This window comes from Streptomyces silvisoli (assembly GCF_029269905.1).
Lineage (GTDB): Bacteria > Actinomycetota > Actinomycetes > Streptomycetales > Streptomycetaceae > Streptantibioticus_A > Streptantibioticus_A silvisoli_A.
Window position 1 is genome coordinate 185,664 of record NZ_JARJBC010000015.1, and the last position, 20,219, is coordinate 205,882.

Consider the following 20,219-nt stretch of genomic DNA (forward strand, 5'->3'; position numbering starts at 1 on the left):
ACCGACATGCAGGTGATCCAGTCGACGAAGCTCGCGAATGTCTGTTACGAGATCCGGGGACCGGTTCTCGAAGAGGCGATGCGGCTTGAGGCGGCGGGTCACCGCATCCTCAAGCTCAACACCGGCAACCCGGCGCCGTTCGGCTTCGAGTGCCCGCCGGAGATCCTTGAGGACATGCTGCGCTCGCTCGGCGACGCGCACGGCTACGGCGACGCCAAGGGCCTGCTGTCCGCGCGGCGCGCGGTGATGCAGCACTACCAGACCAAGGGCATTCAGCTCGACGTCGAGGACGTCTACCTCGGCAACGGCGTCTCCGAACTGATCCAGATGTCCATGCAGGCGCTGCTGGACGACGGCGACGAGGTGCTGGTCCCGGCTCCGGACTACCCGCTGTGGACCGCCTCCGTATCGCTGGCGGGCGGCACGGCCGTGCACTACCGCTGCGACGAGCAGGCCGACTGGATGCCGGACCTGGCCGACATCGAGCGCAAGGTCACCGACCGCACCAAGGCGATCGTGGTGATCAACCCGAACAACCCGACCGGCGCGGTCTACGACGACGAGCTGATGCGCGGCATCACCGACATCGCCCGCCGGCACCGGCTGATCATCTGCTCCGACGAGATCTACGACAAGATCCTCTACGACGGCGCCACCCACACCCCGACCGCCGCCATCGCGCCCGACCTGCTGACGCTGACCTTCAACGGTCTGTCCAAGGCGTACCGGGTGGCGGGCTACCGCAGCGGCTGGATGGCGGTGTGCGGTCCCAAGGGGCACGCCGAGAGTTACATCGAGGGCCTGACGATCCTGGCGAACATGCGGCTGTGCGCCAACATGCCCGCCCAGCACGCCATCGCCACCGCGCTCGGCGGCCACCAGTCGATCAACTCGCTGGTGCTGCCCGGCGGTCGGCTGCTCGCCCAGCGCGACGCGGCGTACCAGGCGCTCACCGCGATCCCGGGCGTGACCTGCGTGAAGCCGAAGGGCGCGCTGTACGCGTTCCCGAAGCTCGACCCCAAGGTCTACAAGATCAAGGACGACCGGCAGATGGTCCTCGACCTGCTGCGGGCCGAGAAGATCATGATCGTGCACGGGTCGGGCTTCAACTGGCCTGAGCCCGACCACTTCCGCATCGTCACGCTGCCGCGCGCCGAGGACCTGACGGATGCGATCGAACGCATCGGGCGTTTCCTCGACGGCTACGGTCAGCCGTAACGCTCGCGCCGCGCGGTGCGCCGAATGGGGCGCGGGGCTGTGGCACTCCGAGAGTGTCACAGCCCCGCGCCCCTGGGGGTTGCGCCCCTTCGAGGCGTTACCCGAGGCGCTGTACCAGCGCCCGGTACTCGTCCCACAGCTCCTTCGGCGTGTGGTCGCCGAAGGTCTCCAGGTGCTGCGGGATCAGCCCGGCCTCCTCGCGCCACACTTCGGCGTCGACGGTGAGCAGCAGGTCGAGGTCGGCGTCGGAGATCTTCAGGCCCTCGGTGTCCAGGGCCGCCTTGGTCGGCAGCACGCCGATCGGGGTCTCGACGCCCTCGGCCTCACCGTTCAGCCGCTCGACGATCCACTTCAGCACCCGGCTGTTCTCACCGAAGCCCGGCCAGACGAACTTGCCGTCGGCGTCCTTGCGGAACCAGTTGACGTAGTAGATCTTCGGCAGCTTGTCCGCGTCGTGCGTCTGGCCGACCTTGACCCAGTGGCCGAAGTAGTCGCCCATGTTGTAGCCGCAGAACGGCAGCATCGCGAACGGGTCGCGGCGCAGCTCGCCGACCTTGCCCTCGGCGGCGGCGGTCTTCTCGGAGGCCACGTTGGCGCCCAGGAAGACACCGTGCTGCCAGTCGAACGACTCGGTCACCAGCGGTACGGCGGACGCGCGGCGGCCGCCGAAGAGGATCGCCGAGATCGGCACGCCCTTGGGGTCCTCCCACTCGGGCGCGATGATCGGGCACTGCGAAGCGGGCACCGTGAAGCGGGCGTTGGGGTGCGCGGCCGGGGTGCCGGACTCCGGCGTCCAGGCGTTGCCCTTCCAGTCGGTGAGGTGGGCGGGGGCCTCCTCGGTCATGCCCTCCCACCACACGTCGCCGTCGTCGGTGAGCGCGACGTTGGTGAAGACCGAGTTGCCGTACATGGTCTTCATGGCGTTGGCGTTGGTGTGCTCGCCGGTGCCGGGTGCGACGCCGAAGAAGCCCGCCTCGGGGTTGATCGCGTAGAGGCGGCCGTCCTCGCCGAACCGCATCCAGGCGATGTCGTCGCCGATGGTCTCCACCGTCCAGCCGGGGATCGTCGGCTCCAGCATGGCGAGGTTGGTCTTGCCGCAGGCGCTCGGGAACGCGGCGGCCACGTACTTCGGCTGGCCCTTCGGCGGGGTGAGCTTGAGGATCAGCATGTGCTCGGCCAGCCAGCCCTCGTCCCGGGCCATGACCGAGGCGATGCGCAGCGCGTAGCACTTCTTGCCCAGCAGCGCGTTGCCGCCGTAGCCGGAGCCGTAGGACCAGATCTCGCGGGACTCGGGGAAGTGCGAGATGTACTTGGTGGGGTTGCACGGCCACGGCACGTCGGCCTGGCCCGGCTCCAGCGGGGCGCCGAGGGTGTGCACGGCCTTGACGAAGAAGCCGTCCTCGCCGAGTTCGTCCAGCACGGCTTGGCCCATGCGGGTCATGGTGCGCATGGAGACGGCGACGTAGGCGGAGTCGGTGATCTCCACGCCGAGTGCGGACAGCGGCGAGCCGAGCGGGCCCATGCAGAACGGGACGACGTACATCGTCCGGCCGCGCATCGAGCCGCGGAACAGCCCCTGGTCACCCTGGAAGATCTCCCGCATCTCGGCGGGGTCCTTCCAGTGGTTGGTCGGGCCGGCGTCCTCCTCGTTCTCGGAGCAGATGAAGGTCCGGTCCTCGACACGGGCGACGTCGGTCGGGTCGGAGGCCGCGTAGTACGAGTTGGGGCGCTTGACCGGGTCGAGCCGCTTGAACGTTCCCTTGGCGACGAGTTCGCCGCACAGGCGCTGGTACTCCTGCTCGGAGCCGTCGCACCACACGATCTCGTCGGGTTCGGTGAGGGCGGCGATCTCGCCGACCCATGCGATCAGTTCCTGGTGTTCGGTGGGAGCCGCATTGCCGCGCGCCACGATCGCTCCGTTCCGCCGGACGCGCACACGTCCAGCGTCAGATGTTGAGGGTTGTGGAGTTGGGCCCCTTGGGGGCTGCGACCCGGACGCCTGCTCATCCGGTGCCGACCGCACTCATATGAGTGTCCGCGCGTGACCGGTGATCTGTCCAGGGCTCCAGTAGTGAGCATTGCCACTTCCAGTCCGTTTTATTACCTGGGCGTAACCTACGGTCCCGTAGGTAGCATGGCGGCCATGACCGCCGCCGATGAGACCAGCACCGCCGTACCGGCGGCCAAGGGTCCCCATCTCCCAGCCATCAAGCCGAAGTTGCGTGGCTGGCTGCACGCCGGGATGTTCCCGGCGACACTCGTCGCGGGCGTGACGCTCACCGCGCTCGCCGACAGCCCGCGCGGGCGGATCGCCTGCGCGGTCTACACCCTGACCGCGTGTCTGCTGTTCGGGGTCAGCGCGCTCTACCACCGGGGCGACTGGACGCCGAGAGTGTCGGCGGTACTGCGCCGACTCGACCACGCCAACATCTTCCTGATCATCGCGGGCACCTACACCCCGCTGGCGATCCTGCTGCTGCCCAGCGGAACGGCGACCGCGCTGCTGTGGTTCGTCTGGGCGGGCGCGCTGGCCGGGATACTCTTCCGGGTCTTCTGGGTGAGCGCGCCACGCTGGCTCTATCTGCCCTGCTACCTGGCGCTCGGCTGGGCCGCGATCTTCTTCCTGCCCGACTTCCTGCGCACCGGCGGCGTCGCGGTCCTGGTCTGCGTCACGGTCGGCGGCCTGCTCTACAGCGCGGGCGGGGTGATCTACGGGATCAAGCGGCCCAACCCGTCGCCCCGCTGGTTCGGCTTCCACGAGGTCTTCCACTCGTTCACGCTGGCCGCGTTCATCGTCCACTACGTCGGCATCTCACTGGTGGCGTACACGCACTCGTAAGTCCGCTACGACACACCACCCGGCCCCCGGTACGGCCTTCCGCACCGGGGGCTTTCGTATGCCTGGAAAGGTGGCTACTCCCTTTTGAAAGCAGTCACCACTTGGCCCAGACCGGTGGGGCGATCGGGGTGGCGCTGCTGGTCGCGGCGTTCCCGCCGGGCGCGCAGCGAACGGAGGCGCCCGTTCGGGGACATGGCCCTGGGCAGCGTGGATGCCCGACAATGAGCCGCATGGCACCCGCAACGACCCCTGCCGCCGCCCAGCCCAGCCTGCGTGAGCGCAAGAAGATCAAGACCCGTCAGGCGATCCGGCACGCCGCCTACCGTCTCTTCGGGCAGCAGGGGTACGACGCGACCACCGTCGAGCAGATCGCGGCCGCCGCCGAGGTCTCGCCCAGCACGTTCTTCCGGTACTTCCCGACGAAGGAGGACGTCGTACTCACCGACGAGTACGAGCCGCTGATGGAGGCGGCGTTGCTTGAGCGGCCCGCCGACGAACCCGTCCTGGAGTCGCTGCGGCACGCCACCGTCGGCCTGCTGCGCCAGATGTTCGCGGAGGGCGGCCGGGACCGCGAGGAGATCCTGCAACGCCTGCGGCTGAGCCGCGAGGTACCGGCCATCCGCGCTCGGATGAGCGAGAACCTGTCCGACAGCTGCCAGACGATGGCGGCCGTGCTGGCCAAGCGGCGCGGCCGCGACCCGAAGGACCTGGAGATCCGCGTCATGGTCGGCGCGGTGGTCGGCGCCTGGCAGGAGGCGCTGATGCACTGGGTCGAGAACGACAGCCAGGAGGACCTGCCGGATCTGCTGGGACGGACCTTGGCCATCCTGGCGGATGGCCTGGGCGGTTCCGGCGCGTAGGGCCGTGCGGGCCAGGCCGCGGTCGGTTCGGCGAGCCCGCGGCGGCGGAGCCGGTCCAACCACGGCCCACAGCCGTATCAGCGGAGTTGTTCGCTCAGCCGGGACGGGTCCGTCGTCGGGGCCTCGCAGACGAACCTGCGGCAGACGTACGCCGCCGGGCGGCCGTCCACGAGTGGGCGGTCGCGCAGCAGTGGGAACTCCTCGCCGCCCGGCTCGCCGCAGGCCACCACGGCGCCCGGCGCGGTGCCCAGCAGCGCGGCGCGGTGCAGGTCGCGGGTGGCCGGGGACCGCGTCGGCCCCACCACCGCCACCTCGCGGGGGCCGTCCAGGGCGGCCTCAGCGACCGCCAGGCCCCAGCCGATGAACCGCGGCGCCCGCGCCGCCAACGCGCCCACCACGCCCAACGCCCGCTCGGCGGCCGTCCGGTGCTCCGCCGAGCCGGTGTACGCGGCGTACGACAGCAGCGCACCGGCCGCCGCCGTCCAGCCGGAGGGCGCCGCGCTGTCCGTGGGGTCCTGCGGCCTGCGGATCAGCGTCTCCGCGTCGTCCGCGGTGTCGTAGAGCGTGCCGTCACCGCCCGCGAAGTGCCGTAGCACTGTGTCCAGCAGCAGACCGGCGAACTCCAGCCACACCCCCTCGCCGGTCACCGCGGCCAGGGCGAGGAAGCCCTCGGCGACGTCCGCGTAGTCCTCCAGGACGCCCGCGTTCGCCCCGGCCGCCCCGTCCCGCGAAGTGCGGGCCAGCCGCCCGTGCGCGTCCATGTGCACCCGCACCAGGAGGTCAGCCGCGTCCAGCGCGGCCGCCACCAAATCGGGGCGGTCGAAGTAGGCGCCGGTCTCGGCGAGGGCGGCGACGGCCAGACCGTTCCAGGCGGCCACCACCTTGTCGTCCCGGCCGGGCCGGGGCCGCCGCGCCCGCGCCGCCGACAGCCGCTCCCGGACGGTGGCGATCCGCTCCCCGGACGCCAACTCGCCGTCCACCAGCCGCAGTACGGACGCGCCCTCCTCGAAACTGCCCTCCGGCGTCACCCCGTAGTACCGGGCGGCGAACTCGGCGTCCTCCTCGCCCAGCACCTCACGCAGTTCGTCAACGGTCCACACGTAGTAGGCGCCTTCGCCGTGCGTGCCGTCGGCGCGGGCGCTGTCCGCGTCCAGCGCGGAGGCGAACCCGCCCTCCTGGGTGCGCAGTTCGCCGACCAGGAAGTCGGCGGTCTCCAGCGCCACCCGGCGCGCCAGGTCGGAGCCGGTCGCCCGCCACAGATGGGCGTAGACCCGGCACAGCAGCGCGTTGTCGTACAGCATCTTCTCGAAGTGCGGCACGGTGAACGTACGGTCGACCGCGTAGCGGGCGAATCCTCCGCCGAGTTGGTCGTAGATCCCGCCGCGCGCCATCGCCTCGCAGGTGTCGGCCGCCATCTGCAACGCGGCCTCCGAACCGGTGCGCGCGTGGTGCCGCAGCAGGAACTCCAGCACCATGGACGGCGGGAACTTCGGCGCGCCGCCGAACCCGCCGTACGTGGCGTCGTACTCGCGGGTCAGCTCCAGCAGCGCGGCGTGCAGCTCGGCCTCCCCGGGCGCGGGTGCCTTGCCGTAGTCGAGCTGACGTCCGGACAACTCCCGTACGATCCGCGCCGCGACCTCGCCGACCTCGTCCCGCCGGTCCCGCCACGCGGCCCGTACGCCCTCCAGCACCTGCCGGAAGCCGGGCATGCCGTGCCGGGGCTCGGGCGGGAAGTAGGTGCCGAAGTAGAACGGCTCGCCGTCCGGTGTCAGGAACACCGTCATCGGCCAACCGCCCTGCCCGGTCGCCGCCTGTACGGCCTCCATGTAGACCGCGTCGACGTCCGGCCGCTCCTCCCGGTCCACCTTCACCGGGACGAAGTGCTCGTTCAGCATCGCCGCGGTCCGCTCGTCCTCGAACGACTCGGCGGCCATCACATGGCACCAGTGGCAGCTTGAGTACCCCACGCTGAGCAGCACCGGCACGCCGCGCCGTCGGGCCTCGGCGAAGGCCTCCTCGGCCCACGGCCACCAATCAACAGGGTTGTCGGCATGCTGAAGGAGGTAGGGAGAGGTCGAGCGGCTGAGTCGATTGGCCATGTACCCACCCTCACACATCCCGCCGCGCTCAGGCGCGCGACCATGCGCGCAGGCGGACGCCGAGCGATACGCACACCAAAAGGGGGAAGAACGGTGAACCAACCCACACCGACCGCCGGGGGACCGCCCGCGCTCAGCGCCCCGGACCGCGCGGAGGCCGAGCGGCTGCTCCAGCGCGCCGTCACCGAGGAGACCCAGCGCGCCACCCGCTCCAAGCGCCAGGTGGACGCCGGCGCGCTGCTGGAGCGGGGGCGGGCCGCGCTCGACGACATCGCGGCGAACGCCGCCGAGGAGTACGCCGCGTACCGGCGCGCCACCGAGGCCGGGCCCGCCGCACCACGCTCCGGCACTGCGGGGGCGCCCGCGCTGCTGGCCGGCGTGGGCGGGGCCACCGCGTTCGCCGTCGACCTCGGGCAGGGGCTGTCGGCGGGCGCCTCGCTGGTGACCGGGGTCGCGGTGGCAGTGGCGGCGGGAGTGGCCGGCGGTGCCAGGTCGTTCGTCCAGGGGCGCGGTGGCCAGCAGACCGCCGACGTCGAGCAGTTGCGGCAGCAGTGGCTGGTGGCGCTGGAGCGACGCGGGGTGCGACCGTTCCTGGAGCAGCAGCGGGTGGCGCCGCCCGCCACACCGATACTGAAGAAGACCGCGAAGTCCCCCGTACCGGCACAGGCCAAGCGGAGCGACCGCAGCGCCGCCGCCCGGCAACGCTCCCTGCTCGCCCAGTCGTTCGACCTGCTGCCGCAGGGCGAAGGGCCGTTCACCGGACGGCGCGGCCATCTCTCGCAGATCAGCCAGTGGGTGCAGCAGGCCCGCGCCGCCATCGAGACCAAGCCGACGGTGGTGATGCTCTGCGGCCCGACGGGTTCCGGCCGCAGCGCGCTGGCGGTGCGCGCCGCCCAGCAGTTGAAGGACCAGTTCCGGGGTGCGTGCCTGGTCCCGCTGCGCGGCGGCGCGGTGGACGCACCGCCGCTGACCACCAGGGAAGCGCTGCTGCACATCCTCAACCGGCTCGGCGCGCCCCGCGAGCAGCTGCTGTTCCGCGAGCGGCCCAACCAGGAGCAGCACCTGCGCCGGTTGAGCGAGCAGTACCAGAAGCACCTCACCGACGTACCCGCTGTGATCATCCTCGATGACGCCTCCGACGCCGAACAGGTGCGTACGCTCATCCCGGAGCGCTCCGAGAGCCTGATCCTGGTGACCTCGGCCGCGCCGCTGGACCTCGGTTCCACCGCCGCTCGGGTGCACACCCTGCCGGTCGAGGCGCTGGACGAGCCGGACGCCCGGGAACTGCTGCGGGAGTTGGCGGGTGACGGCGTTCCGGACGACCCGCAATCCGCCGAACGGGTGTGGCGGTTGTGCGGCGGGTTGCCGCTGGCGCTGACCATCGCCGGTTCCTCGCTGGGCGCGCGGACGCTGCGCGGGCTCGCCGACGACCTCGACGCGTACGGACCGGTCGATCCGCTGGAGCGGGCGCTGGCGCTGCGCTACCACGACCTGTCCGAGGTCTCCCGCCGTCTGCTGCGCCGCCTGGCGCTCGCCGGAAGGGCCAGCCTGGGCGCGGCGGCCGCCGGCGCGCTGCTGGCCACCGACGAGAAGGAAGCGGCGCGCAGGCTTGAGGAGTTGGCCCACGCCGGGCTGATCGAGCACGTTCGGGGCGGGCGCTACCGGCTGCACGACATGGTGCGCGGCTTCGCGCAGGCCAGGCTGCTGGACGAGGAGGAACCGGGCGAGCACAGCGCCGCGCAGGAGAGGCTGATCCGCACCTACTCGGAGCTGGCCGACTCGGTGATCCGGCTGGTCGACGGCAAGACCTCCACCCGCGCCGACTCGTTCGTCAAGGGCGCCGTCGGCTCGCACGGCTTCCGCTCGCTGGACCAGGCGCTGCGCTGGCTGGACGACGAGTCCGGTTTCATCACGGCGACGGTGCGCGGCGCGGAGGGCGTGGACCAGGCGGCGGTGCTGCACCTGCTGGGCGCGCTGTGCGACTACTGCCTGCTGCGCGGCGACCTCTACCGGCTGGGCGAGATCAGCGAGTTGACGCAGGAGGTCGACCAGGGGCTGCTGGTGCGCTCGGTGCAGTGGCGGACCGGTATCGCGGCCCGCCAGCTCGGTGAGCTGGACCGGGCGCGCTCCACCCTGACGTCGGTGGTCAACCTGTACTTCGAGGCCCAGCATCCGGCGGGCGCCGCCCGCGCCCTGTGCAGCCTCGGCATCACCCTGCACCACCAGGGCAACCTGCGGGAGGCGGCGGCCAAGCTCGGCGAGGCGCTGGAGTTGCAGAACACCGACGCGCTGCGCGGCGACCGCGCCTGGACCCAGCACGCCCTGGCGGCTGTGCTGCGCGACCAGGGCCAGGTCGAGGAGGCACGCGAACTGCTGCTGACCGCACTGGAGTTGCACCAGGAGAGCGAGAGCGTGCACGGCCAGGCGTGGGCGCACATGCAGCTCGGGCAGGCCTATCTGCAACTCGGTGACGTGGATCGCGCGGAGGAGGCGCTGCACGAGGCGCTACGGGAGTACGAGGTCACCCACGACCAGCGCGGCACCGCCTGGACGTTGACCCAGCTGGCCCGCGCCCTGCTGGTGCGGGGCGCGGCGGCGGAGGCCGTACAGGCGCTGCACGAGGCGCTGGGCAGGCACCGGGAGAACGAGGACGCGCGCGGCGAGGCGTGGACGCTGTACTACCTGGGCCAGGCTCAGGAGGAGGCGGACGACGCGGACGCGGCGCTGCGCTCGCTGGAGCGGGCCCGCACCATGTTCAACCGGATGCGCGACGTGTACGGGCTGGCCTGCGCCCGCCACCACTCGGCCCGGCTCACCCGCGACCAGCGCGCCAAGCAGGTCGGCAACCTGCGCAACAGCGGCTTCGCCCGGCAGCTGTTGCAGGACGCCAGGCAGGACTTCCACAAGGTGGGCGTGCCGCACGGCGAGGCGTGGTCCTGCCTGGAGCTCGCGGTGATCGACGCCGGTAACGGCCGGATCCCGGAGGCGCTGGAGCTGACGGAGGAGGCCGGGCGGCTGTTCGTCACCATCGGGGACCGCCGGGGCGAGGACTGGGCCCGCTTCCTGCGCTGCACACTGCTGCCGCTGCTGTCCGAGCCCGGCTCGAAGGCCGCCCAGGACGACCTGGCCACCCTCCTGTCCACCACCCACGAGGGCCGCGACCCCGACCTGGAGGAGTACGCCCAGGCTTGGGCGCTGATCCTGCAACGCGGCCTCCGCCCAGGCGAGCCCTGGGAAGTCTGGCGCCTGGGCATGACCCCGACCCGCGCATCCCGCGACCGCTTGTCCCTGACACCAACGTCGTAGAACGAGCGCGGGGCCCCCTGCGCGGGAGGCCGGGGGCGCGCAGCCCCTGCGTAGGGAGGCCCGGGGGCGCGCAGCCCCTGCGTAGGGAGGCCCGGGGGCGCGCAGCCCCGGGCAAGTGGAGTCGACAGGCGCAGCCCCCACGCGAGAGGGCCGGGGCGCAGCCCCACGCGAGGGTCCGGGGCGCAGCCCCGCCGCGCGAGGCGGTCCGAGAAACCCAGCGCCCACGCAGGAGGTCCGGGGCGCAGCCCCGCCGCGTGCAGGGGTCCGGGAGGGCAGCCCCGCCGCGCGTGAGAGGGTCCGGGCGCAGCCCCGCACGAGGCGGTCCGAGAAACCCAGCGCCGACACTGGGGTTCGGGGCGCAGCCCCGCCAAGCGAAGGAGTCCGCGTCGCAGCCCACGCAGGGGTCCGAGAAGCCCAGCGCCGACGCAGGGGTCCGGGGCGCAGCCCCGCGCAGGGGGTCCGGGGGGCCTGGCCCCCCGGACCTAGTCCTGCTGCTTCGAGGAGGGCGCCTCCTCGAAGTCAATCTTCTGGAACTGCTTGTTCATGCTCTTCATCAGCAGCCACACGGCCGTCCCGATCGCCGCGAAGACGACGAACCCGATCAGGCCCGGCGTCACCTTGTTCTGGTCGAAGTCGGCGAGCTGCGTCAGATGCGCGGCCGCCGGAGCCAAGGAAGCGTTCACGAGAGCCATTGTCTACCCCGCCTCGCGGACGCCCGCAAAGAGGTCCGATTCCGGCAATGTGGTGTCCACCCGGGACCGCGCCAGCTCGTAGTCCTCGGTCGGCCAGATCTCCTTCTGCGCGTCCATCGGCACGTGGAACCAGAACCCGTCGGGGTCGATCTGCGTGGCGTGCGCCAGCAGCGCCTTGTCCCGGATCTCGAAGAAGTCGGCGCACGGCACGTAGGTGGTGATCTCCCGGTCCGGCCGATCCATCTTCTCCCACCGCTCCAGCCACTCCCCGTACGGCGACTCCAGGCCGCGGGCCAGCAGCCCCTCGTGCAGGGCGACGGTACGAGCCCGGTTGAAACCCTGGTTGTAGTAGAGCTTCAGCGGCGTCCACGGCTCACCCGCGTCCGGGTAGCGCTCCGGATCCCCGGCCGCGTCGAAGGCCACCATCGAGATCTTGTGGGTCATGATGTGGTCGGGGTGCGGGTAACCCCCGTTCTCGTCATATGTGGTGATCACATGCGGCCGGAACTCACGGATCAGCTTGACCAGCTCGCCCGCGGCCTCCTCCACGTCCTGCAGCGCGAAGCAGCCCTCCGGCAGCGGCGGCAGCGGGTCGCCCTCGGGCAGCCCGGAGTCCACGAAACCGAGCCAGGCCTGCTTGACGCCCAGGATCTGCCGGGCCTCGTCCATCTCCTTGGCCCGAACCTCGTGGATGTGCTCCTCGATGTAGGGGTCACCCTGGAGCTTGGGGTTCAGCACGGAACCGCGCTCGCCACCGGTACAGGTGGCCACCAGCACGTCCACGCCTTCGGACACGTACTTGGCCATCGTCGCCGCGCCCTTGCTGGACTCGTCGTCGGGATGCGCGTGCACGGCCATCAGTCGCAGCTGATCGGTCAAGGCAGAGGTCCTTACGGTGAAGGATGGGCTACGGGAGTGGGGGTCGGTAGGTCTAGCGACGCCCTCTATAGTGACCGACGCGGGGGCGTGAATAATTCCGTGGCCCCTTCGCTGGAGGATCGATCATGAGCGCGGTGCGCGACCGGTTGCCCGAGGGGCGTTACGGGCGCGCCGACAGTGCGGCCACCGACCGGCGGTTGAAGCTGCTCGGCGCGGTGCTGGGCGGGGCGCTGGCGGTCGGCCTGGGCGTCGGTGGCTGGTGGTACCTGTCCACCAACACCGTCAGCGGCCAGGTCGTCACCTTCGAGGTGCTCTCCGACAGCGCGGTGCGGGCCCATCTGGAGGTCCACAAGGACAGCGGGCAGACCGCCGTGTGCACCCTGCGCTCGCAGGCCGCGGACCAGTCCGAGGTGGGCCGCAGGGACGTGACGGTCGGCGGCCCAGCGACCACGGTGGACACCACCGTGACGATCCGCACCACGGCCCGCGGAACCACCGCGGAACTCCTCAGCTGCAAGGCCGCTGACCAGCACTGACGCCCTCGGTTCCGATAGGGCGCCGAGGGGAATTTAACGGCTTCCTTCTCCCGGTCGTCGGCGGTAATTGTTACGCTCGTGGTTTCGCCCGTCCGCACGGCCGCAGGCCGTCGGAAGGGCGTTAAGTGCATCTGGAACCAGCTGGAACGAGCCGGAGCCAGGCAGTAGGACTGAAGACAAGCAGCACAAGTAAGCAGCAAGCCGAGTACCGACGAGGAGCACCCGTGACCCAGACCAGCGACAACGTCACCTGGCTCACCCAGGAGGCGTACGACCAGCTCAAGGCCGAGCTGGAGCACCTGTCGGGTCCCGCCCGCGCCGAGATCGTGGCCAAGATCGAGGAAGCCCGCCAGGAGGGCGACCTGAAGGAGAACGCCGGATACCACGCCGCGCGCGAGGACCAGGGCAAGCTGGAGCTGCGGATCCGCCAGCTGACCCAGCTGCTCCAGCACGCGAAGGTCGGCGAGGCGCCCGCGGACAACGGCGTGGTCGCGCCCGGCATGGTGGTCACGATCGCCTTCGACGGCGACCCCGACGACACCGAGACCTTCCTGCTGGGCTCCCGCGAGGGCATCTCCTCGGACGTCGAGACCTACTCGCCGCAGTCCCCGCTGGGCGCGGCGGTCAACGGCAAGAAGGCCGGTGACGACGCCGAGTACGAACTGCCGAACGGCAGGAAGGCGTCGGTGAAGATCCTGTCCGCCAAGCCGTACGGCGCGGCCTGAGCCGCGTCTCCTGAGCACGACGAAGCCCCCGGACCCCCCGTGCGGTCCGGGGGCTTCGCGCTTGAGCGGCCCCGAAGGAACCCCCGAGGGGATCAGGCCGTCGCCGAGCGGTACTTGCGCACCGCGAGCGTGCGGAACACCGCGATGATCAGCAGCGACCACAGCAGCGACGCCAGCGCGGGATGCTCCATGGGCCAGGCGTGCGAGACCGCCCCCCGCGGGTTGCCGAACAGTTGGCGGGCCGCCTGCACGGTGGCGCTGAACGGGTTCCAGTCGGCCACGTGCCGCAGGAACGCGGGCATGTTGCTGGTCGGCACGAACGCGTTCGAGACGAACGTCAACGGGAACAGCCAGATCAGCCCGCCGGAGGTGGCCGCCTCCGGTGTCCGTACCGAAAGCCCGATCAGCGCGCCGATCCACGAGAACGCGTACCCGAGCAGGAGCAGCAGCCCGATCGCGGCCAGCGCCTTGGGGAAGCCGTCGTGGATCCGCCAGCCGACGATGACCGCCACCACGACCAGCACCAGCACGGTCAGCGCCGTCTGCACCAGGTCCGCCAGCGTGCGCCCGGTGAGCACCGCGCCACGGGACATCGGCAGCGAACGGAACCTGTCGATCAGCCCCTTGTGCATGTCGTCGGCGATGCCCGCGCCCGCGCCCGCCGTGGCGAACGTCACCGTCTGCGCGAAGATGCCCGCCATCAGGTACTCGCGGTAGACGGAAGGGTCGTTGCCGGGATGCCCCGGCACCGGGATCGCGCCGCCGAACACATAGCTGAACAGCACCACGAACATGATGGGCTGGATCAGCCCGAAGATGACCACCTCGGGTATCCGCACCATGCGGATCAGGTTCCGCTTGGCGACCACCAGGGAGTCGCGTACGGCCTGGGCCGGGCCGCCGGAGGGGCGCGGCGCGCGGCTGTGGCTGAAGGTCTCTGCGGGGGCGGTCACTTCGCGGCCTCCTCGGCTCGGTGCGCGGCGGGGCCTTCGGCGTCTGCGGCCGCGGCGGTCTGAGCGGCATGGCCGGTGAGGGCGAGGAAGACGTCGTCGAGGGTGGGGCGGCGCAGTCCTATGTCGTCTATCTCTATGCCGTGGGTGTCGAGTTCGCGGATGACCTCCGCGAGGAGCTTGGCACCGCCGGCGACGGGAGCGGTGACCCGCCGGGTGTGCCGATCGACCGTGACCTCGGCCTTGTTGAGCCCCCTGGCGCTGTGCTTCCGCAGGATCGCCGTCGCCCGGTCGATCATCTCCGGTGCCTGGACGACGACTTCGACGCGTTCGCCGCCGGTGCGGGCCTTGAGCTGGTCGGAGGTGCCGCGTGCGATGACCCGGCCGTGGTCGATCACCGCGATGTCGTGCGCGAGGTTGTCGGCCTCCTCCAGGTACTGCGTGGTGAGCAGCAGCGTGGTCCCGCCGGAGACCAACTCCTTGATCACTTCCCACAGTTGCTGGCGGTTGCGCGGGTCGAGGCCGGTGGTCGGCTCGTCCATGAACATCACCGGCGGCTGCACGACGAGGGCGGCGGCCAGGTCGAGCCGGCGGCGCATGCCGCCGGAGTACGTCTTGGCGGGCCGGTCGGCGGCGTCGGAGAGGTTGAAGCGGTCCAGCAGTTCACCGGCACGGACTTTGGCGGCCTTGGCGCCCATCTGGTAGAGCTGGCCGACCATTTGGAGGTTCTCCCGGCCGGTGAGGTACTCGTCGACCGCGGCGAACTGGCCGGACAGGCCGATGGACCGGCGCACTTCGTTGGGGTGCTTGAGGACGTCGATGCCCGCCACCTCGGCACGGCCGCCGTCCGGCCGCAGCAACGTGGTCAGGACCCTTACGGCAGTGGTCTTCCCGGCGCCGTTGGGGCCGAGGAGACCGAGCACGGTGCCTTCCGGGACGTCGAGGTCGACGCCGTCCAGCGCCCGTACCTCGCCGAAGGTCTTCACCAGACCTTCGGCATAAATGGCACCTGGCATAGGAGTTACTCCCTGGGTGTGGGCTACGTATTCGGCGCTGTACGTGGCTAACCGGGCGCTCCGTCGCGGACGGCGGCATCGGTGGCCGCCATGGCGATATGTGCCACCATCGCCCGGAATTCCGGGCATCGCGACCCGGCGTGGCAGCATTGCGATGCATCGCGAGTATTCCAGCTCGCGATATATCGCGTCAACCCATCGTGTTCTCGGCGCGCGTACGCGACCCCACCCTGAGCTCAGCCGATGACGGTGTACCCCGCCTCGCCCAGCGCCTCGGCCACCCGCGCGCAGTGCTCCGGCCCCTTCGTCTCCAGATGCAGCTCCACCTCCGCCTCCGTGAGCCCCAGCCGCGGATCGGTCCGCACATGGCTCACGTCCAGGACGTTAGCGTCCACCTCTGACAACACCCCCAGGAGCGTCGCCAACGCCCCCGGGCTGTCGGTGAGTCGCAGCCGCAGCGACAGATACCGCCCGGCCGCCGCCATGCCGTGGGTCAGGATCCGCTGCATCAGCAACGGGTCCACGTTCCCGCCGGACAGCACCGCGACCACCGGCCCCTCGAAGGCCTCCGGCTCGCTGAGCAGCGCCGCCACCGGGCTCGCCCCCGCGGGCTCCACCACCAGCTTCGCCCGCTCAAGGCAGAGCAGCAGCGCCCGGGACAACGCGTCCTCGGAGACCGTGCGCACCTCGTCCACCAGTTCGCCGACTATCCGGAACGGCACGTCCCCCGGCCGCCCGACCCGGATGCCGTCGGCCATGGTCACCGGAGCGTCGACGGCCACCGGCCGCCCGGCCGCCAGCGAGGGCGGATACGCCGCCGCGCCCGCCGCCTGCACCCCCACCACCCGTACGTCCGGCCGCAGCGCCTTGACCGCCACCGCGATCCCGGCGACCAGACCGCCTCCGCCGACGCCCACCACGATGGTGCGCACCTCCGGGCACTGCTCCAGGATCTCCAGGCCCACCGTGCCCTGCCCGGCCACCACGTCGGCGTGGTCGAAGGGATGGATGAAGACGGCGCCGGTGACGCTCGCGTACTCCTGCGCGGCGCGCAGCGTCTCGTCCACCACCTGCCCCTGCAGCCGGACTTCGGCGCCGTAGTCGCGGGTGGCCGCCACCTTCGGCAGCGGGGCGCCGACCGGCATGAAGACGGTGGCCCGCACCCCGAGCAGCGCGGCGGCCAGCGCCACCCCCTGCGCGTGGTTGCCCGCGCTGGCCGCCACCACACCGGCCGCCCGTTCCTGTTCCGACAGGCCCGCGATCCGCACATAGGCGCCGCGCAACTTGAACGAACCGGTTCGTTGCAGGTTTTCGCACTTGAGGTGGACCGGCGCGCCGACGAGGGCGGACAGATGCCGGCTGCCCTCCAACGCGGTCACCCGGGCCACGCCCGACAGCGTCTTCTGGGCGTTGCGCACGTCGTCGAGAGTGACGGAAGCAGACTTGTCGACCATGCGGCCAAGCATCGCACCCAGGTGCCCGAACGCAGTACGGATGCAGTAGGGAACCCGGACGAATGCGGTAGGAATGAGCGGCTGTCCGGCTGTCGGACGATATGTTTGGGCGGCGGGGGTACGGGGAACCCCCCGTCCGCGTACCCTTCCGACATGCCGACCTCCGTTGACATGACATCTGCCGCGCTTTTCGAGCGCCTTCAGCATCAGGTCGCCCTCTTCGCGCGGCGCGCCGAGCAGACCCGCCTCGGTGGTGTGGGCAAGGCGCGCAACTCGATGGACCGTGCGGCCTATCTGCTGCTGAACAGGCTCGACCGGGAAGGCCCCATGGGCGTCAAGGCGCTCGCCGAGGGCATGGGAATCGACTCCTCCACGGTGACCCGCCAGGTGGCACCACTGGTCGAGTCCGGACTGGTCAAGCGCACCTCCCACCCCGAGGACGGCCGCGCCGTCGTGCTGGCGCTCTCCCCGCGCGGCCGTGGCCGCCTGGAGGAGGTGCGGGCCTCCCGGTGCGCGCTGATGGAGGTCGTCACCGACGGGTGGTCACAGGACGAGCGGGAGCAGTTCACCGATCTGCTCGACCGCTTCAACACCGCGCTGGCCGACTACCACGCGGCCTCGGGGGGCGGGGAGTCGTAACAGCCTCGCGGCTCTTGACCACTTCGCACCACGTGCCGTCCCATAGCGTGCGAAGCGTGCAGGAACCCGGGCCGGGGAAGCATGGTGGGAGCGCGCCACGGCGCCCAAGAGCGGCGCAGGGACCGGGAGTTCGAGGCGTTCACCGCGGGCGCGGCTGGGCGGCTGCTGCATGCCGCCACCTTGCTGACCGGTGACCCCGCCGAGGGCGAACGGCTGTTGGTGGCGGCGCTGGCGCGGACCTACGCGGACTGGTTCCGGATGCGCGGCGACGATCCGTACGACCGTACCCGGCAGGAGCTGACCGCCCGGTTCGCGCACCGCGCCTGGCGGTACCGGCGGCCGCGCGGCGGCCTGCTGGACCGGCTGCCGCCCCGGGAGCGGCTGGTGCTGGTGCTACGGCTCTACGAGGACCTGCCCGAGGCGCAGGCCGCGGCACAGCTCGGGCTGCCCACGGAACGGCTGCGCACCCTGTGCCTGCGGGCGGTGGCGGCGATGCGGAGCCGGGCGTGAGCGGGGCGGTCCGCGGCCCGCTGCCGGACCGCAAGGAAGCCGAGGTCCGGCGGATGCTCACCGGTGCGCACCCGCCGGTCCCGGCCGACCTGGCGGCCCGCGCGGCGAACCGGGGCCACCGCCTGCTGCGCCGGCGACGGCTGCTGCGGCTCGCCCTGTGCGCGGTGCTGCTCGCGGCGGCGGTGGCCGCGGGGATGTGGGTGGCGGCGCGGTGGCCCACGCCGCCAAGCCCCCCGGCGCCGCTGGGGAGTTGGGGGCTCGCCCCCAGGTGAACCGTTACCCCAGCGCCTCGGTCAGGTCGGCCAGCAGGTCGTCCACCGACTCGATGCCGACCGACAGCCGGACCAGGTCGGCGGGGACCTCCAGGGCGGAGCCCGCGGCCGAGGCGTGGGTCATCCGGCCGGGGTGCTCGATCAGCGACTCGACGCCGCCCAGCGACTCGCCCAGCGTGAACAGCTTGGCCCGGTTGCACACCGCGACGGCCGCCTCCTCGCCGCCCGTGACCCGGAACGAGATCATCCCGCCGAACGCCCGCATCTGCTTGGCGGCGACCTCGTGACCGGCGTGGCCGGGCAGCCCCGGGTAGAACACCTGGGTCACCTTGGGGTGGTTGACCAGCATCTCCGCGATGCGCGCCGCGTTGGCGCTGTGCCGGTCCATGCGCACCGCCAGAGTCTTGATGCCGCGCATCACCAGCCAGGCGTCGAACGGCCCGGCCACCGCGCCCATCGCGTTCTGGTGGTACGCCAGGCGCTCACCCAGCTCGACGTCCGAGGTGACCAGCGCGCCGCCGACCACGTCGGAGTGCCCGCCCATGTACTTGGTGGTGGAGTGCACCACCACGTCCGCGCCGAGCGCCAGCGGCTGCTGGAGGTACGGGCTGGCGAAGGTGTTGTCCACCACCAGCAGCGCGCCCGCGCCACGCGCGATGTCGGCGACCGCCGCGATGTCCGTGACGCCGAGCAGCGGGTTGCTGGGCGTCTCGACCCAGATGACCTTGGTGTTGGGCCGCAGTTCGGCGCGCACCGCCGCCGGGTCGGCGGTGTCGGCCACCGACCACTGCACGCCCCAGCGCTCGACGACCTTGCTGAACAGGCGGAACGTGCCGCCGTAGGCGTCGTTGGGGATCACCACGTGGTCGCCGGGCACCAGGACGGTGCGCAGCAGGCAGTCCTCGGCGGCCAGTCCGGACGCGAAGGCGAGGCCGCGTCGACCGCCCTCCAGGGCGGCGAGATTATCCTCCAGGGCGGTCCTGGTCGGGTTGGCGGAACGGCTGTACTCGTAGCCGCCGCGCAGGCCGCCCACGCCGTCCTGCTTGTAGGTGGACACCTGGTAGATGGGGGTGACGACGGCGCCGGTCTGCGCGTCGGCGGGCTGCCCCGCGTGGATGGCGAGGGTCTCGAAACTCTGCTGCCGGTCGGTGTGCTGGTCGCTCATGAGCCCGAGCGTAATGCGCCGGGCCCCGTGCACTCGCCCGGAATCCCCCGGTCCGCCGTTACGTTCTCGTGGAGAGCCCATGCAGTGAGGAGATCCGCCGATGTTCCTGAACCGCTTCAAGAACAAGCTGCCGACCGCCGAAGAGGCCCTGCCCGGCCGCGACCGGCCACAGTTCCCGCTCTCCGAGCGGCACACGGTGCTGGGCAACCCGCTGGCCGGACCGTACCCGGAGGGCCTGGAGGTGGCGGACTTCGGTCTGGGCTGCTTCTGGGGCGCCGAGCGCCGCTTCTGGCAGCAGCCAGGCGTGTGGACGACGCTCGTCGGCTACCAGGGCGGGCACACCCCGAACCCCAGCTACGAGGAGGTGTGCGGCGGCCAGACCGGCCACACCGAGGCCGTGCGGGTCGTCTTCGACCCGTCCGTGGTCTCCTACGAGCAACTGCTGAAGGTCTTCTGGGAGTCCCACGACCCCACCCAGGGCTTCCGCCAGGGCAACGACATCGGCACCCAGTACCGCTCCGCGATCTACACCCACTCCCCCGCCCAGCAGTCCGCCGCCACCGCCTCCCGCGACGCCTACCAGTCCACGCTCACCAGCGCGGGCTACGGCCCCATCTCCACCGAGATCCTCCCGGCCACCCCCTTCTACCCGGCCGAGCCGTACCACCAGCAGTACCTGGACAAGAACCCGGCGGGCTACTGCGGTATCGGCGGGACGGGGGTTGCGTGCCCGATCGGGGTGGCCCCGGCGGACGGCTAGCGGTCATCGGCGGCTGACGGGTCGCCAGGGGCGGTGCGTCCGAACAGCAGGTTCGGAGTGCGTTGTTTGCATGCTTCGTATATGTCTGAGTGGTGATCAGTGACGCTCAGTTGCCACTCGGCAGCTGAGTGTCGCCGGGATCGCGTTGTCCCTCCCCCCACAGCCAAGGGAAGCTTCCTAATGTTGTTGTCAAGCCGCCTCGGTGACGGGTGGTGCAACGCGGTAGCACCGTCGGTCACGGATCAGTGCCCAGATGACGTTCACGCGGCGGCGCGCGAGGGCGAGTACCGCTTGGACGT

The 20,219-nt window shown here is 71.3% G+C and carries 18 protein-coding genes; 10 read left to right on the plus strand and 8 right to left on the minus strand.

Annotation, left to right across the window (positions count from 1 at the left end; translation table 11 throughout):
• Positions 1–6: 6 nt before the first annotated feature.
• Positions 7–1,218, plus strand: a complete 1,212-nt coding sequence (locus P3G67_RS23340) for a pyridoxal phosphate-dependent aminotransferase (RefSeq protein ID WP_276095233.1) — start codon at positions 7–9, stop codon at positions 1,216–1,218.
• Between the two features lie 97 nt (positions 1,219–1,315).
• Here P3G67_RS23340 and P3G67_RS23345 read toward each other — a convergent pair whose 3' ends face one another.
• Positions 1,316–3,127, minus strand: coding sequence for a phosphoenolpyruvate carboxykinase (GTP) (locus tag P3G67_RS23345; RefSeq protein WP_269853537.1), 1,812 nt, complete (start codon positions 3,125–3,127; stop codon positions 1,316–1,318).
• A gap of 234 nt (positions 3,128–3,361) precedes the next feature.
• Between P3G67_RS23345 and trhA the strand changes: the two genes are divergently transcribed.
• Complete coding sequence (trhA, locus tag P3G67_RS23350; protein WP_276095209.1) at positions 3,362–4,057, plus strand: PAQR family membrane homeostasis protein TrhA; 696 nt, start codon at positions 3,362–3,364, stop codon at positions 4,055–4,057.
• A gap of 230 nt (positions 4,058–4,287) precedes the next feature.
• Positions 4,288–4,917, plus strand: coding sequence for an acyl-CoA-like ligand-binding transcription factor (locus P3G67_RS23355; protein ID WP_276095210.1), 630 nt, complete (start codon positions 4,288–4,290; stop codon positions 4,915–4,917).
• A 77-nt stretch (positions 4,918–4,994) separates the two neighbouring features.
• Here the strand turns inward: P3G67_RS23355 and P3G67_RS23360 are convergent, their stop codons facing one another.
• Positions 4,995–7,016 carry a thioredoxin domain-containing protein gene (locus P3G67_RS23360; RefSeq protein WP_276095211.1) on the minus strand — a complete coding sequence of 674 codons (2,022 nt, stop codon included), beginning with the start codon at positions 7,014–7,016 and terminating at the stop codon, positions 4,995–4,997.
• Positions 7,017–7,109: 93 nt separating this feature from the next.
• Between P3G67_RS23360 and P3G67_RS23365 the strand changes: the two genes are divergently transcribed.
• Entirely contained in the window at positions 7,110–10,322 is a 3,213-nt protein-coding gene (locus P3G67_RS23365) for a tetratricopeptide repeat protein (protein WP_276095212.1), read from the plus strand.
• 482 nt (positions 10,323–10,804) lie between these two features.
• Here P3G67_RS23365 and P3G67_RS23370 read toward each other — a convergent pair whose 3' ends face one another.
• Positions 10,805–11,014: a hypothetical protein gene (locus P3G67_RS23370; RefSeq protein WP_269853542.1), complete on the minus strand. Its 210-nt coding sequence runs from the start codon at positions 11,012–11,014 to the stop codon at positions 10,805–10,807.
• 3 nt (positions 11,015–11,017) lie between these two features.
• A complete protein-coding gene (mca, locus tag P3G67_RS23375) occupies positions 11,018–11,893 on the minus strand; it encodes a mycothiol conjugate amidase Mca (protein ID WP_269853543.1) in 876 nt (291 codons plus the stop codon).
• Positions 11,894–12,018: 125 nt separating this feature from the next.
• Between mca and P3G67_RS23380 the strand changes: the two genes are divergently transcribed.
• Complete coding sequence (locus P3G67_RS23380; protein ID WP_276095213.1) at positions 12,019–12,429, plus strand: DUF4307 domain-containing protein; 411 nt, start codon at positions 12,019–12,021, stop codon at positions 12,427–12,429.
• 224 nt (positions 12,430–12,653) lie between these two features.
• Positions 12,654–13,154, plus strand: a complete 501-nt coding sequence (gene greA / locus P3G67_RS23385) for a transcription elongation factor GreA (RefSeq protein WP_269853545.1) — start codon at positions 12,654–12,656, stop codon at positions 13,152–13,154.
• Between the two features lie 92 nt (positions 13,155–13,246).
• Here greA and P3G67_RS23390 read toward each other — a convergent pair whose 3' ends face one another.
• The 3 genes from P3G67_RS23390 to ilvA form a co-directional block, all read right to left on the minus strand.
• Positions 13,247–14,107, minus strand: a complete 861-nt coding sequence (locus P3G67_RS23390) for an ABC transporter permease (RefSeq protein ID WP_276095214.1) — start codon at positions 14,105–14,107, stop codon at positions 13,247–13,249.
• On the minus strand, positions 14,104–15,120 hold the full coding sequence (locus P3G67_RS23395) for an ATP-binding cassette domain-containing protein (protein ID WP_276095215.1): 1,017 nt from the start codon (positions 15,118–15,120) through the stop codon (positions 14,104–14,106). Before P3G67_RS23395 ends, P3G67_RS23390 begins: the two co-directional genes overlap by 4 nt.
• A gap of 236 nt (positions 15,121–15,356) precedes the next feature.
• Positions 15,357–16,574, minus strand: coding sequence for a threonine ammonia-lyase (gene ilvA, locus P3G67_RS23400; RefSeq protein ID WP_269853548.1), 1,218 nt, complete (start codon positions 16,572–16,574; stop codon positions 15,357–15,359).
• A 153-nt stretch (positions 16,575–16,727) separates the two neighbouring features.
• Between ilvA and P3G67_RS23405 the strand changes: the two genes are divergently transcribed.
• The 3 genes from P3G67_RS23405 (at position 16,728) to P3G67_RS23415 (ending at position 17,995) form a co-directional block, all read left to right on the plus strand.
• Complete coding sequence (locus tag P3G67_RS23405; protein ID WP_276095216.1) at positions 16,728–17,213, plus strand: MarR family winged helix-turn-helix transcriptional regulator; 486 nt, start codon at positions 16,728–16,730, stop codon at positions 17,211–17,213.
• 81 nt (positions 17,214–17,294) lie between these two features.
• Entirely contained in the window at positions 17,295–17,723 is a 429-nt protein-coding gene (locus P3G67_RS23410) for a sigma factor-like helix-turn-helix DNA-binding protein (protein ID WP_276095217.1), read from the plus strand.
• A complete protein-coding gene (locus P3G67_RS23415; protein ID WP_391858324.1) occupies positions 17,720–17,995 on the plus strand; it encodes a hypothetical protein in 276 nt (91 codons plus the stop codon). The genes P3G67_RS23410 and P3G67_RS23415 overlap by 4 nt, the downstream gene beginning before the upstream one ends.
• Positions 17,996–17,999: 4 nt before the next feature.
• Here P3G67_RS23415 and P3G67_RS23420 read toward each other — a convergent pair whose 3' ends face one another.
• A complete protein-coding gene (locus tag P3G67_RS23420) occupies positions 18,000–19,160 on the minus strand; it encodes a cystathionine gamma-synthase (protein ID WP_276095218.1) in 1,161 nt (386 codons plus the stop codon).
• Positions 19,161–19,260: 100 nt separating this feature from the next.
• Between P3G67_RS23420 and msrA the strand changes: the two genes are divergently transcribed.
• On the plus strand, positions 19,261–19,920 hold the full coding sequence (gene msrA, locus P3G67_RS23425; RefSeq protein ID WP_276095219.1) for a peptide-methionine (S)-S-oxide reductase MsrA: 660 nt from the start codon (positions 19,261–19,263) through the stop codon (positions 19,918–19,920).
• Positions 19,921–20,219 lie beyond the last annotated feature (299 nt).

Bases quoted from the DNA above. Each gene is read 5' to 3' on its own strand.
- P3G67_RS23340 (WP_276095233.1), top strand. From the start codon at position 7: ATGCAGGTGATCCAGTCGACGAAGCTCGCGAATGTCTGTTACGAGATC.
- trhA (WP_276095209.1), top strand. From the start codon at position 3,362: ATGACCGCCGCCGATGAGACCAGCACCGCCGTACCGGCGGCCAAGGGT.
- P3G67_RS23355 (WP_276095210.1), top strand. From the start codon at position 4,288: ATGGCACCCGCAACGACCCCTGCCGCCGCCCAGCCCAGCCTGCGTGAG.
- P3G67_RS23360 (WP_276095211.1), bottom strand. From the start codon at position 7,016: ATGGCCAATCGACTCAGCCGCTCGACCTCTCCCTACCTCCTTCAGCAT.
- P3G67_RS23370 (WP_269853542.1), bottom strand. From the start codon at position 11,014: ATGGCTCTCGTGAACGCTTCCTTGGCTCCGGCGGCCGCGCATCTGACG.
- P3G67_RS23380 (WP_276095213.1), top strand. From the start codon at position 12,019: ATGAGCGCGGTGCGCGACCGGTTGCCCGAGGGGCGTTACGGGCGCGCC.
- P3G67_RS23395 (WP_276095215.1), bottom strand. From the start codon at position 15,120: ATGCCAGGTGCCATTTATGCCGAAGGTCTGGTGAAGACCTTCGGCGAG.
- ilvA (WP_269853548.1), bottom strand. From the start codon at position 16,574: ATGGTCGACAAGTCTGCTTCCGTCACTCTCGACGACGTGCGCAACGCC.
- P3G67_RS23405 (WP_276095216.1), top strand. From the start codon at position 16,728: ATGCCGACCTCCGTTGACATGACATCTGCCGCGCTTTTCGAGCGCCTT.
- P3G67_RS23410 (WP_276095217.1), top strand. From the start codon at position 17,295: ATGGTGGGAGCGCGCCACGGCGCCCAAGAGCGGCGCAGGGACCGGGAG.
- P3G67_RS23420 (WP_276095218.1), bottom strand. From the start codon at position 19,160: ATGAGCGACCAGCACACCGACCGGCAGCAGAGTTTCGAGACCCTCGCC.
- msrA (WP_276095219.1), top strand. From the start codon at position 19,261: ATGTTCCTGAACCGCTTCAAGAACAAGCTGCCGACCGCCGAAGAGGCC.